The sequence below is a fragment of the Rhizobium yanglingense genome (assembly GCF_977109285.1).
Map to the genome: position 1 here is coordinate 1,947,649 of NZ_CDSAWY010000005.1, position 14,812 is coordinate 1,962,460.

Sequence of the window (14,812 nt, forward strand, 5' to 3'; positions counted from 1 at the left end):
CTATTTTTCCAGCGTCGCCACCACCTCGACATGCGAGGTCCAGAGAAACTGGTCAATCGGCGTGACGCCGGTGATCCGGTAACCGCCCTCGATGAGAATGGTGAGGTCGCGCGCCAGTGTCAGCGGATTGCAGCTGACGGCGGCGATCTTCTTCACTGTCGAACGGGCGAGCTCGCGGCACTGGAACTCCGCTCCGGCGCGAGGCGGATCGAAGACTACCGCGTCATAGACTTTCAGTTCGGACGTCATCAGCGGGCGGCGGAAGAGGTCGCGCTTCTCGACGCTGACCGGCTTCAGCCCTTGTGTCTTGCGCGCCGCCTGGTCGAGGGCGGCGAGCGCCTTCTCCTCGCCTTCGACGGCATGCACGCGTCCGATCCGGGCAAGCCGAAGAGAGAAAGTGCCGGCGCCCGCAAAGAGATCGGCGATGCGCTTTGCCCTGCCGACATGGGCAAGCACCAGCTCGGCCATCGTCTCTTCGGCTGGCTTCGTCGCCTGGGTGAAGCTGCCAGCCGGCGGCGAGACCTGCACACCGCCGAAGTCGACGATCGGCTTGGAGGGCTCGACCAGGATTTCGCCATTCAGCGAAACGCGCGCGATGCCGCGAAGGCCAAGCACGGTTTCAATCGCCTTGCGCCGCTGCGGGTCCGGCATTTTCTTGATCCCGTCGACGGCGAGATCGAGCCCGGAAAGTAATTCGAGAACCGAAATGCGAAAGGCCTCGGCGCTGGTGGCAAGCGCTGCGCCAATTGCCTTGATCGCCGGCAGCCGTGCAAGGATCGCTGCCGACGAGATGGGACATTCTTCGATCGCAACGATATGGTGGCTTTCGGCCTGGTTGAAGCCGATCAGCATATCCTTCTCGGTCTTGCGTGCCGCAAAGACGACGCGCCGCCGCTCGCCGGGATGTGCCGGGACGAGTTCGCCGACCTCGGCCGATATGCCCTTCGATTTCAGTGCGTCGATCACCAACTGCCGCTTGAAGGTCCGGTAGGGTTGATCCGCCATGTGCTGCAGCGTGCAGCCGCCACAAGTTCCGTTGACGCCGTCCGGGCCGAAATGGCGGCAGGGCGGCTCCTGCCGGTCGGCAGAGGGCTTGGCAATCGACATGATCGTGCCGTGGTTCTTGACGCGCGCGATCGCCACGCTTTCGCCGGGCAGCGAGAAGGGCACGTAGATCGGGCCATCCGCGCCGTCGGCAATGCCGTCGCCCTGGCCGCCGAGTTTCTGGATGGTGACTGTTTCGGTGCTCACGGCTTCGTTCCTGCGAGTAGAAATTCCTGATTGCCGTCGCCGCCGGCGATCGGCGAAGCGATGAGCCCGAGGCTCTTCCAGCCCATGTCCTCGGCGAACCAGCGCTCGAGCTCCGCCGCGACCACGGGCGCGGAGGAAGGGTCCTTCAACAGTCCGCCCTTGCCGATCGCTTCGCGCCCGGCTTCGAATTGCGGCTTTACCAAAAGCGCTGCAATGGCGCCAGGCTCGGCGATCTGCAACGCAGGCGCCAGCGCCAGCTTCAGCGAAATGAACGAAACATCCGACACGACGAAGGTTGTTGGCCGGCCGATATCCTCTGCCGTCAAATTGCGGGCGTTCAGCCCCTCGATATTCGTGACCCGCGGATCGCCTGCGATGCGCGGATGCATCTGCCCGTGGCCGACATCGATGGCGGTCACATGGGCCGCGCCGCGCTCCAGCAGCACTTCCGTGAAGCCGCCCGTCGAAGCGCCGATGTCGAGACAGTGGTGGCCCGCCGGATAGAGATGGAAATGATCGAGCGCCGCAATGAGCTTGAGCGCGGCACGGGAGACGTAATCCTGCGCCGGATCATCGACCTCGATTTCGACGTCCTCGGCAAAGAGAGCGCCCGGCTTTGTCACGACAGCGCCGCCGACCTTCACTGTGCCACGGCTGACGGCATCGCGTGCCCGCGAGCGGCTGGAAAAAAGGCCGAGGCTCACGAGAAGCTGGTCGAGGCGCTGGGTATTCTGATCGGACATCGGCTGTGCATGACCGGCAAATCCGCTGCTTGCAAGCCTTTTGTTGCCGTCGCCGCAGATGAGATGAGGGCTTTCGAGGAAATGCGACGCGCGTGGAAACAATTCCTCTCCCAAATTTTGGACAGGACAGATTAAGTAAATTTAAATCCGGTGCCCGTAGCGTCGCGGTGATTGCAGCGGTCCGCCCGGGCCGTTCCCTGCCATGATGGCATCATAACCTCCACCTGCAGATCATGATTTAGTTTTATTCGCTCTGCCGCTGCGTCTCGCGCGGCTTGTTTCGCCGTTTTTGTCAGGAGAGTTGACCGGTGTTCGCCAACATGTCCTTGAAGGGAAAGCTTGCCGCAACCTTTGCAGCGCTGATTCTCATCTTCATTTCCGTCTCAGCCCATGTGTACAGCAAGGCGAACGCCTCGGCCGCTGCTGCCGCCGAACAGGAGAAATCGGAGCTCCTCGTCAATCACATCGACGACGCGCTGCAGGCGATGCTGGAGCAGGCCGTCAACCTGCGGGGCTTCATCCTCTTCCGCAGCGACAGCACCTATGGCGATATCTTCGCCAATCGCGAACGCATGCTGAAGGCGATTGCTGCCGCCAAGCAGACAGCTGCAGGCGAGGCGGAACTGATCGGGATGATCGACGGCATGCAGAAGGCGGCCGATCTCTATTTCCACGAACTTGCCGAACCGCAGGCCAAGGCCCGCAAGGAAACCGAGACGCCGATCGCAGACGTCGTCAAGATCGGTGTGAACGCCACGAAAGGACAACTCGACGGCTTCCGTCAGGCCTCCGCCAAGATCAAGGCTGTCGCCCGTGAAAAGTCGGCGGCCTTTGCCACAACCCAGCTCGACGCCAACAAGGATCTGACCTTCACGCTGATCGTCGGTGGCATCGCTGCATCGCTTGCCGCGGCCATGCTCGCCTGGCTTCTATCACGTACCATCGCGCAGCCGATCGTCGGCATGACCGTCGCCATGGGCCGTTTGGCAGCTGGCCACAACGATATCGACGTGCCGGCGCTCGACCGCGGCGACGAAGTCGGCCTGATGGCGAAATCGGTGCTGGTCTTCAAGGAGGCCGCAATCGAAAAGCAGCGCCTTTCCGGCGAGACGGACCGCATGCGCGACGAGGCCGAGCGCCAGCGCCAGCTCTCCGACGAGGAGAAGGCCCGCGAGGCAGCCGAGATCCGCTTTGCGATCGACAGTCTGGCGGGCGGTCTTTCGAACCTCGCCAACGGCGATGTCGCAAGCCGGATCGCAACGCCCTTCTCCGCTCACTTCGACAGCCTGCGAAACGACTTCAACCACGCCGCTGAAAAGCTTCAGTCGGCACTCCAGGCGGTTGGCCGCAATGCCTCGGCGATCAATGCCGGCGCCGGCGAAATCCGCTCTGCAGCCGACGACCTCGCGCGCCGCACCGAACAGCAGGCTGCTGCCGTTGAGGAAACCGCCGCAGCTCTCGAAGAGGTCACGACGACGGTCCGCGACAGCGCCAAGCGCGCCGAAGATGTCGGCCATCTGGTCGAGCGTGCGCGTCTCGGTGCCGAGCGCTCCGGCGATGTTGTCCGCAAGGCCGTCACCGCCATGCAGCAGATCGAGAAGTCCTCGGGCGAGATCAGCAACATCATCGGCGTCATCGACGACATCGCCTTCCAGACGAACCTGCTTGCCTTGAACGCGGGCGTCGAGGCCGCCCGTGCAGGCGATGCGGGCAAGGGCTTTGCCGTCGTCGCCCAGGAGGTGCGGGAACTGGCCCAGCGCTCCGCCAACGCCGCCAAGGAGATCAAGGCGCTGATCACGACCTCAGGCGACCATGTCAACACCGGCGTCTCGCTTGTCGGTGAAACCGGCAAAGCGCTTGCCGAGATCGTGAGCGAGGTCCAGGAGATAAACCGCCATATCGGCGCGATCGTCACCGCGACGCGCGAACAGTCGATCGGCCTGCAGGAGATCAACACCGCCGTCAACAATATGGATCAGGGCACGCAGCAGAATGCTGCCATGGTCGAAGAGCAAACGGCGGCAAGCCATGCGCTGGCTCAGGAAGCCAACGCGCTGGACGCCTTGCTGCAACAGTTCAAGCTCGGCCAGGCCGCACCGGCCGCGCCCCGTGCGATTGCCGCGCAATCCGGCGCCCGCCCTGTTGCATCGCCCGCCCGCGCGCTGACCAACAAGCTCGCCAGCGCCTTCCGCGGCAAGGCGGCAACCGCCGCAGCCGTCCAAGACGATTGGACGGAATTCTGAGATCGCTGATCGATCTGGCATATAAGAGGGGCGGTCGGTTTGGCCGCCCTTGTCGTTGTTGCGTGCTAAATGCCGTTGATGCCGCGCATCCGCTCGACGTTGCGTTTCGGCGGCATATCGGGGAACCGGACATCGTCGCCGCTGAACTGGGATGGGCTGTCGTAGCCGACGCGAAATCCCGCTTTGCCGCCGTCATGCCTTCCACGACCATGAGGCGCGGCGCCTCCTGCGCCTGATCTGCGCACGAAATCGATTGCCCAGCCGATCTGGTTCAGTCGGCTTTCGCCATTGGCGATCTGCTCAAGCAGACCCGCCTGCGGCCCGCTCAGCAGCCGGTACAGGATCTCGCCTTCGAAAAAGCGGTGCCAGGACCTCCGCATCCTCCGGCGTGTGGACTGCAATCGGACGCCTGCGTCGATAAGATGCGGCGTCGCCGCACTGCTTCCTGCGACTGACCTGCCGCCGCCTCGGTGCGGCCGCATACCGGACGGAAGAAATAGCTTGGTAGCTTTGGGGCGCCTGCGCGCTGCCGAAGGCTCCGGATGGCGTCAGCCCGCAACCCCCACGGCCGCGCCGTGGCCGAGTGTCCGGAAGACGGTTGAAACGATGCCTGCGCGGTCGAGGCCGGCATGGGCGTTCATCACCTCTGGTTTCGCCTGCTCCATCCAGATATCGGGCATGGTGAGCGAGCGGACCTTCAGGCCGCTTTCGAGCAGGCCTTCCATCGCGAGGAAATGCAGCACATGACTGCCAAAGCCGCCGATGGCGCCTTCTTCGACGGTGATCAGCATTTCGTGGTGGCGGGCGAGCTGGCGGATCAGGCCGTGGTCCAGCGGCTTGGCGAAGCGCGCATCGGCAACCGTGGTCGAAAGGCCGGCAGCCTCAAGATCTTCGGCCGCAAGCAGGCAGTCCGCGAGCCGCGAGCCGAAGGAGAGTAGCGCAACCTTGGTGCCTTCCTTGACAATGCGGCCCTTGCCGATCTGCAGGATTTCGCCGCGCGCCGGCATTTCGACGCCGACTCCTTCGCCGCGCGGATAACGGAATGAAATCGGGCCGGCGTCATAAGCCGCCGCCGTGCGCACCATGTGCTTCAGTTCCGCCTCGTCGGCCGCAGCCATGACGACGAATCCGGGAAGCGTCGCAAGGAATGTCGTGTCGAACGAGCCCGCATGCGTCGGGCCGTCGGCGCCGACGAAACCAGCGCGGTCGATCGGGAAACGGCACCGGCAGGCCCTGGATTGCGACATCGTGGACGACTTGGTCGTAGGCGCGCTGCAAGAAGGTGGAATAGAGCGCCGCAAACGGCTTGTAACCCTCGGTGGCGAGGCCGGCCGCGAAGGTGACGGCATGCTGCTCGGCGATGCCGACATCGAAACAGCGGGCAGGGAAGACTTCGGCAAGCTTGTCCAGGCCAGTGCCGTTCGGCATGGCCGCCGTGATGCCGACGATCTTGTCGTCGAGCGTTGCCTCCTGCACCAGCGCCTCGGCGAAGACGCTCGTATAGCTCGGCGCGTTCGGCTTCACCTTGGCCTGCGCCCCGGTGATGACGTCGAACTTGTTGACGCCGTGGTACTTGTCGGCGGCAGCTTCGGCAGGCGGATAACCCTTGCCCTTCTGCGTGACGACGTGGATCAGCACCGGGCCTTCGGCGTTGTCGCGCACATTGCGCAGAACTGGGAGCAGATGCTCGAAGGAATGACCATCGATCGGGCCGATATGGTAGAAGCCCATTTCCTCGAACATGGTGCCGCCGGTGACGTAGCCTCGCGCATGCTCGACGGCGCGGGTGAGCGCCCGGTCAACTTTCTTGCCGAGATAAGCCGTCAGTTTCTTGCCGAAATCGCGAAAGCCCATATAGGTCCGTCCGGAGGCGAGGCGGGCGAGATAGGCGCTCATGGCACCCGTTGGCGGGGCAATCGACATATCGTTGTCATTGAGGATGACGATGAGCCGCGCATCGAGCGCGCCGGCATTGTTCAGCGCCTCGTAAGCCATGCCGGCCGACATGGCGCCGTCGCCGATGACGGCAATCACGCGCCGGTCTGTCTTGCTGAGTTCTGCGGCGACCGCCATGCCGAGACCCGCGGAAATCGAGGTCGATGAGTGCGCCGCCCCGAAGGGATCGTATTCGCTCTCGGCGCGCCGCGTGAACCCGGAAAGGCCGCCTTCCTGACGCAGCGTGCGGATCCGCTCGCGGCGGCCGGTAAGAATCTTGTGCGGATAACACTGGTGGCCGACGTCGAAGATCAACCGGTCCTCGGGCGTATCGAAGACGCTGTGGATGGCGATCGTCAGTTCGACGACGCCGAGACCCGCGCCCAGATGTCCGCCGGTGCGCGAGACCGCATCGATCATCTCGTCTCGGACTTCGCGCGCAAGCTTGGGCAGGTCACGATCCTCGAGCTTGCGCAGGTCGGCGGGATATTTGACCTGGTCGAGCAGCGGGGTTTTCGGCTGATGTGTCACGGGCGGGAGCTCTTTCTTATGGTTCTTGCTTTGCTTATTCGATTAGATTGCGGCAAAACAAGTGCATTTCAAGAACCGCAACCCCATAATTCTAAAGGAGTTCATCCTTCAGGCAAAGGCACGAATTCCTCTTCGTCGCCCGGAACGATGTCGAAGCGGCCGGTGCGCCATTCCTCCTTCGCCTTCTCGATACGCTCCTTGGAGGAGGAAACGAAGTTCCACCAGATGTACCGCTTCGAATTCAGCGCCGCACCCCCAAAGAGCATCAGATGACAGCCCGCAGGACCTGCCTCAAGGGTGATCGCGTCGCCTGGCCGGAAGACGAGCAGCTGATCTGCGGCAAAGCGGTCGCCGGCGATGATGACTTCGCCCGAAAGCACATAGGCTGCGCGCTCTTCATGGGCCACGCCGAAGGGGAACCTGGCGCCTGGTTCAATATCGAGGTCGGCATAGAGCGTGTCCGAAAACACCTTGACCGGCGAGGCCATGCCTTCGAAGGAGCCGATGACGACGCGTCCTCTGACGCCACGTTCATCGATCAGCGGCATCTCGCTTTTTTCCGTATGGGCAAAGGAGGGGTCGATTTCTTCCTTGTCGTCCGGCAGTGCCAGCCAGGTCTGCAGGCCCGACATCAGCAGCGGGTGACCACGCAGATTGTCGGGCGTGCGCTCCGAATGCACGATGCCGCGTCCGGCCGTCATCAGGTTGATGTCGCCGGGCCGTATCACCTTCTCGGTACCAAGACTGTCCATATGCCGGATTTCGCCATCGAAAAGGTAGGTGACTGTCGACAATCCGATATGCGGATGCGGCTTCACATCCAGCGCCTCGCCGGGCTTCAGAATCGCCGGTCCCATCCGGTCGAAGAAGATGAACGGCCCCACCAGCCGCCGCTGCCGCGTCGGGAGCGCCCGCCGCACCTGAAAACCGCCGATATCGCTGGTGCGCGGAATGATCAGATTCTCGATGGCGTCGCAGGCGAAGGCGTCACCGGGCAGCGGGTCTTTACCGGGGAAGAAGGACATGGCGGTTCTCCGAGCACGAGGGCGCGACCAGCAATAGCGCCTGGAGGGCCGCCGCGAAAGGGTTCATGTTCGTCAGATGGCTGTGAAGCCGTTATCGACGAAGAGATGGGCGCCGTTGACGAAGCTGGATTCGTCGCTCGCCAAATAGAGCGCCGCCCTCGCCACATCTTCCGGCTCACCGATCCTCCCCTGCTGCGCAGCAATCGCGGCGTCGGAAACATCGACCCCAAAGGCCTGTAAGTCGGCCACCTCACGAAGGCCGTGCGGCGTGCGGATGAAGCCGGGGCAGACGGCATTGCAGCGGATGTTGCGGTCGCGGAATTCCACCGCAATCGCGCGCGCGAACATATGCACTGCACCCTTGGTCGTGTCATAGAGCACTTCCATCGGCGTCGCGGCAACGGCGGAGATGGACGAGGTACAGACGATCGATCCGCCGCCTGCCGAAATCATCTTCGGCAACACGGCCTTTGTCATCAGGAACATCGAGCGCACGTTGACGGCATGCAGCCAATCCCATTCCTCAAGCGTCGTTTCCAGGAACGGCTTGATGACGATGGTGCCTGCATGATTGAAGAGCACGGTAACGGCGCCATAGCGCTCCTCGATACCGGCAACGGCCGTGTTCACCGCTTTCTCGTCGGAAACGTCGGCAATCCAGAAATCCGCTTCGCCGCCGGCATCCCGGATGGCCGTGGCGGTCTGCGCCGCCGCCTCGCCATTGCGGTCTATGATCGCGACACGAGCGCCTTCGGCCGCAAACAGCTTTGACGCTGCGCCGCCCATGCCCGTCGCACCGCCCGAGATGATGGCAACCTTGCTCTTCAGCCTATCCGTCATTCTGAACTGTTCCCTCTGCTGTTGGTGGGGGTGTTAGACTGACGATTTTGCTTCCGGCCAGAAGTCTTGGGAGAATGTTTTACGGGCTCACGCCCCGTCCAGCGGCTCCGTGCCCTGCGGTTTGCCGGCGCGGTCGAGCCGGATCTTCTCGATGCGGTTTTCGGCGGCCGAAAGCAGCGTCTCACAATGCTTCTTCAGCGCTTCGCCGCGCTCGTAGATCTCGATGGATTCATCGAGCGCCACGTCGCCGCGCTCCAGGCGGGCCACGATGCTTTCGAGTTCGGCAACCGCCTTTTCGAAGGAAAGACCGGAAACCTCCGGCTTGGCGCTGTCAGTCATACTCAACCCTTCATCAATCGAAGCACATGCAAGCCTGCCGATTCGGCAAGCCCTTCCAGATCATAGCCGCCTTCCAGCAGGCTGACGACCCGGTTGGAGGCGCTTTTGTCGGCTATCTCCAGCAATCTTCCGGTCGCCCAGTCGAAATCCTCGCCGACGAGATTGATCTGCGCCAAGGGATCGCGGTGATGCGCGTCGAAGCCGGCAGAGATGATGATGAGGTCCGGCCGGAAATCGACCAGCGCCGGCAGCACGCGCGATTTGAATGCCTCGCGGAAATGATCGCTGCCGACATTCGGCGAAAGCGGCGCATTGATGATCGTGCCGTGCTTGCCGCTTTCGTCCTTCGCTCCCGATCCCGGATAGAGCGGCATCTGATGCGTCGAGCAGAAGAGCACGGAGGCGTCGTCCCAGAAGATGTCCTGCGTGCCGTTGCCGTGGTGTACGTCCCAATCGACGATCGCGACACGCTCGGCGCCATGGCGCCTCTGGGCATGGCGCGCGGCGATCGCCGCATTGTTGAAGAAGCAGAAACCCATCGCCGTCATCTTCTCCGCGTGATGCCCCGGCGGGCGGGCGGCGACGAAGACATTGTCGGCCTTGCCGGTGAAGACGTCATCCACCGCAGCCATGGCCGCACCGACGCCCGTCAGCGCCGCCTGCAGGCTCTTCGGGCTCGCATAGGTATCGGCCTCGATCTGGTTGATCTCGCCGTCTTCTTCGGGAATCTGGCGCATGACGGCGCGCAGATGTTCCTCGGGATGGGCAAGCAGCACGGCCTCTTCGTTCGCCTGCGGCGCCTCCTTGCGCTCCAGCCGCTCGAAATTCGGATGGCCGAGCGCGACGTTGATTGCCCGCATCCGGTCCGGCCGCTCGGGATGGCCCGCGGGCGTGACATGTTCGAGAAAGATCGGGTGTTCGTAAAGGCGGGTGCTCATGCGGATACTCTTATCGCTTGCCCCAGTCATGATCCACAGCAGATGGTGCGAATACCGGCAATTTCAACATACGCGCGGTGTCGTGCCCATGTGAGCTCCACCGTTTACTTCGGCCTGTGTCGCCATTAGTCTTTCAGCGGGGAAGTGAGGATAGGCAGGCAGATGGCAAAATCAGCGCGCGCGAACGTAGCGGAAATACGTGTGCCGTTTCGGGATGTCGACATGCATGGTGAGATGTTCATCTCGTCCTATATTTCCTATGCCGAATCCGTACTTGCAAATTTCTGGCTGACGCGGCCGGAAGTGGAAGGCGAGCCAATTTATACTGCAAGCAAGATTTCCTGCATCCTGCACCGGCCCTTGCACTACGACGAACTGATGGAATTCACGACTGCGGTCGACAAGATCGGCGTTCGATCCGTCGGCTTTCTGATTGCCGTCGAGGCGGAAGGCGAACGCGCCGCCGAGGTCGAGATCATCTGGCAGGCGCGCAATCGCGAAGACCTGTCGCCGGCCGCGCTGCCTGAAGAAACGCGCGACTGGCTTTACACCTTCGTTGATTAGGCTCTGATCCTAAGCCCGTGCAGGCAGCAGCGGATAACCGACCATGACGGCGCGGCCGGCGAGCGCTGCGACGAACGCCTTGATGACATCGCCGGGGACGAAGGCCATCGAGCCGACGAACGCCTGTTGCAGGCCGACGCCGGCAGCGACCACGAGATAGGCGATCCCGAAAGCATAGAGAACGACGATGCCGCCGATCGCGGATGCGAGGAAGAAGCCGACCGTCTGCACGAGGCCGGACTGCTCGGCCTTCACCAGGCGCTCGGCGACATAGCCGGTGACGAAGGCGGCAAAGAGCCAGCCGATGAGGAAGCCGGTCGTCGGTGCGGCAAATGCCGCAAGGCCGCCGCGACCGCCTGAAAGCACCGGAAGGCCGATCGCAACAAGAACAAGCACGATCAGCACGGCGATCGCGCCGCGGCGCGCGCCGAGCACGACACCTGCCATCATGACGCCAAGCGACTGCGCGGTGATCGGCACCGGAATGAAGCCGAGCGTGATCGGCGGCAGAATGCCGAGCGCCACGATGATTGCGGCAAAGAGGGCTGAGAGAACGAGGTCGCGGGTGCTCATCATGGGCTCCGTGTTTACAGAATGTTAACTCACATGCCGCCGAACGCCGCGCGCGTCAATCGCTGCGGCAATATTATCCGCATCTCTAAGCGTGAGGATGATCAACGGCGCAAGCACCGTGACGGGCCGCACCTTAATGCCGCGGGCTGCATGCGCCTCCTTGATCGCCTGGTAGCGGCCAAGGATTTCCGGCACGAAACGGACGACGAGACCGACCGCAAGTCCGACATCGTTCGCCGCCACCAGGCCGGCCCGCTCCAATGGGCGGGCAAGCAGCGTGATCTCGTCGATGAACTCGCTGATCGTCGTTGTTGCCGTCACCGCCGCCGCAAAGAGCATCAGCGCCGTCAGCCGCAGCAGCGCCTCGACCGCGCCATGCCAGGGATTGAAGGCGAGGCTGAAAAGGGCCACGACGAGGATCGTCAGCAGCACGGGCTTCAGCCGTGCAATCGCCTGCCCGAAAGGCAGGCCGAGGCTGAAATAGACGGCCGCTGTTATCAGCACGCCGAGCGAAAGCAGCGGAATGTTGCGGGTGGTGAAGAGAATGACGCCGAGGATCGCGAGAACAAGCAGCTTCGAGCGCGCCGGAAGCCGGTGCATGATGCTGGTTCCCTCGACATAAAGCGATTGCATCAGGCGGTAATCTCCCGGTAGCGCGCGATTGCCTCGGCCGCCGGCGCATCGGCGGCAAGCCTGCCCTCGTGGAAGAGCAGGACGCGGCCGAAATCCGCGACCAGTTCCAGATCATGGCTGATCACGATGGCGTTTTCAGGCAGGCCCTCGATGATCTTCTGCACCAATGCGCGATTCTTGAGATCGAGCTGGTTCGTCGGCTCGTCGAGGATCAGGATATCCGGGCCGGTTACCAGAACCGCGCAGAGGGCGGCGATCTGCAACTCGCCGCCAGAAAGCTCATGCGCCCGGCGCGCTGCCAGATGGGCGGCATCGAAGCGGCCGAGTGCAGCTTCAACCTTCGCCTCGATCTCGGCCTTCGAGAAGCCGCGGCCCTTCAATCCGAAGGCAATGTCGTCGCGCACGATCGGCAGGATGATCTGGTTCTGCGGCTGCTGGAAGATGAAACCGACATCCGGAAGGGCCGAATGGGAGTCGGCCGTATCCCTTCCATTGACGATCACGCGTCCGGCTGTCGGCTTCGTCAGACCATTGATCAGCCGCGCGAAAGTGGTCTTTCCCGAACCGTTGAGGCCGATGACGCCGATGCGGTTTTCCGTGAGAGTAAGGGTCAGCGGCGAGAGCGCTTCGCGCGCGCCATAAGTGACTGCAGCCCCTTCGAAGCGGATCTCCAAATCATTCCCCTGTCACAATCCGATGCTGCTTCTATAGCCGCAGCGTCAAAAGTGCAAAACCGGGTGGCTAGGAACATTTTCCCGAATATGATGTGCCCATGACGAATCTCTTTTCGAACAGTGATGCCCGCCGCGTCTTCCTCGCCAAACAGGGCCTCAGCTCTCCGCCGAACCGCGCCCTCACCAAGGCCGGGCTGCTGCAGCTGATCCATGACATCGGTTTCGTGCAGGTGGACAGCATCCAGACGGTGGAGCGGGCGCATCACCAGATCCTCTTTTCCCGCAACCAGACATACAGACGCGAACACCTGACCGCGCTCCTGGAGAAGGACGGCGCGCTGTTCGAACATTGGACGCACGACGCCTCCATCCTGCCGAGCGCCTTCTTCAAATACTGGAAGCACAAATTCCGGCACCAGGAAGAGGTGCTCGTCGAGCGCTGGCGCAAATGGCGCGGCGAGGGTTTCGAGCATGCCTTCGACGAGACCTACGAGCGCGTGGCGCGCGACGGCGCGATCATGGCGCGCGAGATCAAGGCCGACGGACACACCTCGGGCGGCTGGTGGAACTGGCATCCTAACAAGACCGCGCTCGAATATTTCTGGCACACCGGCAAGTTCGCCATCGCCGGCCGCTCCAATTTCCAGAAGATCTACGATCTGGCCGAGCGTGTCATCCCCGCCGAATTCCGCGATCCGGAAGTAAGCCGGGAGGAGTTTGTCGATTGGGCGTGCCGCAGCGCGTTGAAACGGCTCGGTTTTGCGACACACGGCGAAATCGCCGCCTTTTGGAATCTGCTGTCGCCGGACGAGGCCAAGGCCTGGGTTTCAACCCATCGCGACGAACTGACCGAGATCCTGATCGAACCGGCGCTCGGCGGCAAGCCGCGCCCCTCCTGGGCCTTTGTGGATTTCCTTTCGACGCTGGATGGCTATCTCGAGGCTCCGGCGCGCATTCGCGTCTTGAGCCCCTTCGATCCGACGATCCGCGACCGCAACCGCACCGAACGCCTGTTCGGCTTCTTCTACCGCATCGAGGTTTTCGTACCTGAGCCGAAGCGCGAATACGGCTATTACGTCTTTCCGCTGCTCGAAGGTGACAAACTCATCGGCCGCATCGACATGAAGGCCGACCGCAAGAAGGGGACGCTGGATGTAAAGCGGCTATGGCTGGAGCCCGGCGTGAAGGCTACTGCGGGACGGATGGAGAGGCTGCGAGCGGAACTGGAGCGCGTGGCGAAGTTTGCAGGGGTGGAGAAGGTTGTGTTTCTCATGGGGTGGAGGGGTTAGCCGCGTGTCACTTCTCCCCAGCGGGGAGAAGTGCCGGAGCCTAGCTCGGCACGCGATTGTCGGAACGCCCCTCTCATCCGGCCCGGCGGGCTGCCTTTCTCCTCCGGGCAGAAGGGAACCTCTCACCAAATCTCCGTCTTTGAAATCTTGATTCCAAATCCCTCCAGGCCGACATAGTGTCGCTCGCGGCTGGTGAGCAGCCTGATCGAACTGACGCCGAGGTCTTTCAGGATCTGCGCGCCCAAGCCGATTTCCAGCCATTCGCTTTCGCGGCTCTTGGCTTCGGCGTGGGCTTCGCGTCCCTGGCTGCGGGCCTTGCGGCCGTTGTCATAGTGGCCCACGCCCACGGAGCCTTCACGGAGGTATACGATGATGCCGCGGCCTTCCTCGGCGATTTTCTGCATATAGTGGTCGACCGGGCTCTTCTTGCCGAAGAGGTCCTCGGCGACATTTTCCGGGTGCAGGCGCACGGGGATGTCGATGCCGTCGCGTATATCGCCGAAGACGACGGCGAGGTGCTGCATCGGATCCCAGGGGAGCGAGTAGGTGTGCGCCTTGGCCTTGCCGAACGGCGTCTCGATATCGAAGCTGGCGCCGAGTTCGATCAGCGTTTCCTTGCGCTGGCGATAGGCGATGAGGTCTGCGACCGAGACGAGCTTCAGGCCATGCTTTTCCGCAAAATCGATGACCTGCGGCCCGCGTGTCACCGTGCCGTCGTCATTAACGAGCTCGCTGATGACGCCGATCAGCGGCAGTCCGGCGAGCCTGCAGAGATCCACGGCCGCTTCTGTATGGCCGGAACGCATCAGAACGCCGCCTTCGCGGGCAACGAGTGGAAAGATGTGGCCGGGCCGGACGAAATCGCTTGCACCGACATTCGGATTGGCGAGATTGCGCACCGTCAGCGTGCGGTCGTCGGCGGAAATGCCGGTCGTCGTGCCGTGCTTGAAATCGACGGACACGGTAAACGCCGTCGTGTGCGCGGAGTCGTTTTCGGCCACCATGGCGTTGAGGTTCAGGCGCTTCGCCTCTTCTTTCGGCATTGGCGTGCAGACGATGCCGGAGGTATGGCGGACAATGAAGGCCATCTTTTCCGGTGTGCAATGGACGGCGGCGACGATCAGGTCGCCTTCGTTTTCCCGGTCGTCGTCATCCATGACGACGACGATTTCGCCGGCCTCGAAGGCCCGGATGGCATCGACGACACGCTTCTGGTCATAAGGCATGGGGACAG

Annotated in this window: 14 protein-coding genes and 1 pseudogene; 3 read left to right on the forward strand and 12 right to left on the reverse strand. The window is 62.7% G+C overall.

The annotated features are described in order from the left end of the window. The gene (locus tag ACW4PC_RS19395; RefSeq protein ID WP_455874849.1) at nt 1-1,251 is read right to left on the reverse strand and encodes a class I SAM-dependent RNA methyltransferase; all 1,251 of its coding nucleotides are present in this window, start codon (nt 1,249-1,251) and stop codon (nt 1-3) included. Next, entirely contained in the window at nt 1,248-1,994 is a 747-nt protein-coding gene (locus ACW4PC_RS19400) for a TlyA family RNA methyltransferase (RefSeq protein ID WP_455874850.1), read from the reverse strand. The genes ACW4PC_RS19395 and ACW4PC_RS19400 overlap by 4 nt, the downstream gene beginning before the upstream one ends. Before the next feature lie 320 nt (nt 1,995-2,314). On the opposite strand from ACW4PC_RS19400, the gene ACW4PC_RS19405 reads away from it, so the two are divergent. Further along, on the forward strand, nt 2,315-4,237 hold the full coding sequence (locus tag ACW4PC_RS19405) for a methyl-accepting chemotaxis protein (protein ID WP_455875068.1): 1,923 nt from the start codon (nt 2,315-2,317) through the stop codon (nt 4,235-4,237). Between the two features lie 65 nt (nt 4,238-4,302). On the opposite strand, the gene ACW4PC_RS19410 is transcribed toward ACW4PC_RS19405, so the two are convergent. The 6 genes and pseudogenes from ACW4PC_RS19410 to ACW4PC_RS19435 all read right to left on the reverse strand — a co-directional run bounded on the left by ACW4PC_RS19410 (nt 4,303) and on the right by ACW4PC_RS19435 (nt 9,845). Continuing rightward, a complete protein-coding gene (locus tag ACW4PC_RS19410; protein ID WP_455874851.1) occupies nt 4,303-4,617 on the reverse strand; it encodes a hypothetical protein in 315 nt (104 codons plus the stop codon). Between the two features lie 168 nt (nt 4,618-4,785). Beyond that, nucleotides 4,786-6,703 (reverse strand): annotated as a pseudogene (dxs, locus tag ACW4PC_RS19415) (1-deoxy-D-xylulose-5-phosphate synthase). A gap of 101 nt (nt 6,704-6,804) precedes the next feature. Further along, nucleotides 6,805-7,728, reverse strand: coding sequence for a pirin family protein (locus ACW4PC_RS19420; RefSeq protein ID WP_455874852.1), 924 nt, complete (start codon nt 7,726-7,728; stop codon nt 6,805-6,807). 72 nt (nt 7,729-7,800) lie between these two features. After that, nucleotides 7,801-8,568 carry an SDR family NAD(P)-dependent oxidoreductase gene (locus ACW4PC_RS19425; RefSeq protein ID WP_455874853.1) on the reverse strand — a complete coding sequence of 256 codons (768 nt, stop codon included), beginning with the start codon at nt 8,566-8,568 and terminating at the stop codon, nt 7,801-7,803. Between the two features lie 87 nt (nt 8,569-8,655). Further along, nucleotides 8,656-8,907 carry an exodeoxyribonuclease VII small subunit gene (locus ACW4PC_RS19430; RefSeq protein WP_022716503.1) on the reverse strand — a complete coding sequence of 84 codons (252 nt, stop codon included), beginning with the start codon at nt 8,905-8,907 and terminating at the stop codon, nt 8,656-8,658. A gap of 2 nt (nt 8,908-8,909) precedes the next feature. Next, on the reverse strand, nt 8,910-9,845 hold the full coding sequence (locus tag ACW4PC_RS19435) for a histone deacetylase family protein (protein WP_194729130.1): 936 nt from the start codon (nt 9,843-9,845) through the stop codon (nt 8,910-8,912). 162 nt (nt 9,846-10,007) lie between these two features. Here ACW4PC_RS19435 and ACW4PC_RS19440 point away from each other — a divergent pair, with 162 nt between their 5' ends. After that, nucleotides 10,008-10,409, forward strand: a complete 402-nt coding sequence (locus ACW4PC_RS19440) for an acyl-CoA thioesterase (RefSeq protein WP_455874854.1) — start codon at nt 10,008-10,010, stop codon at nt 10,407-10,409. A gap of 9 nt (nt 10,410-10,418) precedes the next feature. On the opposite strand, the gene ACW4PC_RS19445 is transcribed toward ACW4PC_RS19440, so the two are convergent. From ACW4PC_RS19445 to ACW4PC_RS19455, 3 genes are read right to left on the reverse strand one after another with little or no spacing between them, the layout of a single operon-like run. Then, nucleotides 10,419-10,982, reverse strand: a complete 564-nt coding sequence (locus ACW4PC_RS19445; protein ID WP_455875069.1) for a biotin transporter BioY — start codon at nt 10,980-10,982, stop codon at nt 10,419-10,421. A 24-nt stretch (nt 10,983-11,006) separates the two neighbouring features. Then, entirely contained in the window at nt 11,007-11,615 is a 609-nt protein-coding gene (locus ACW4PC_RS19450) for an energy-coupling factor transporter transmembrane component T family protein (protein WP_455874855.1), read from the reverse strand. Then, nucleotides 11,615-12,289, reverse strand: a complete 675-nt coding sequence (locus tag ACW4PC_RS19455; protein WP_194729132.1) for an energy-coupling factor ABC transporter ATP-binding protein — start codon at nt 12,287-12,289, stop codon at nt 11,615-11,617. The genes ACW4PC_RS19450 and ACW4PC_RS19455 overlap by 1 nt, the downstream gene beginning before the upstream one ends. A 98-nt stretch (nt 12,290-12,387) precedes the next feature. On the opposite strand from ACW4PC_RS19455, the gene ACW4PC_RS19460 reads away from it, so the two are divergent. Then, nucleotides 12,388-13,578 (forward strand): winged helix-turn-helix domain-containing protein, encoded by a 1,191-nt coding sequence (locus tag ACW4PC_RS19460; protein ID WP_455874856.1) that lies wholly within the window; start codon nt 12,388-12,390, stop codon nt 13,576-13,578. A 122-nt stretch (nt 13,579-13,700) separates the two neighbouring features. Here ACW4PC_RS19460 and ribB read toward each other — a convergent pair whose 3' ends face one another. Next, nucleotides 13,701-14,804, reverse strand: coding sequence for a 3,4-dihydroxy-2-butanone-4-phosphate synthase (gene ribB, locus ACW4PC_RS19465; RefSeq protein ID WP_022716496.1), 1,104 nt, complete (start codon nt 14,802-14,804; stop codon nt 13,701-13,703). Between the last annotated feature and the right edge of the window lie 8 nt (nt 14,805-14,812).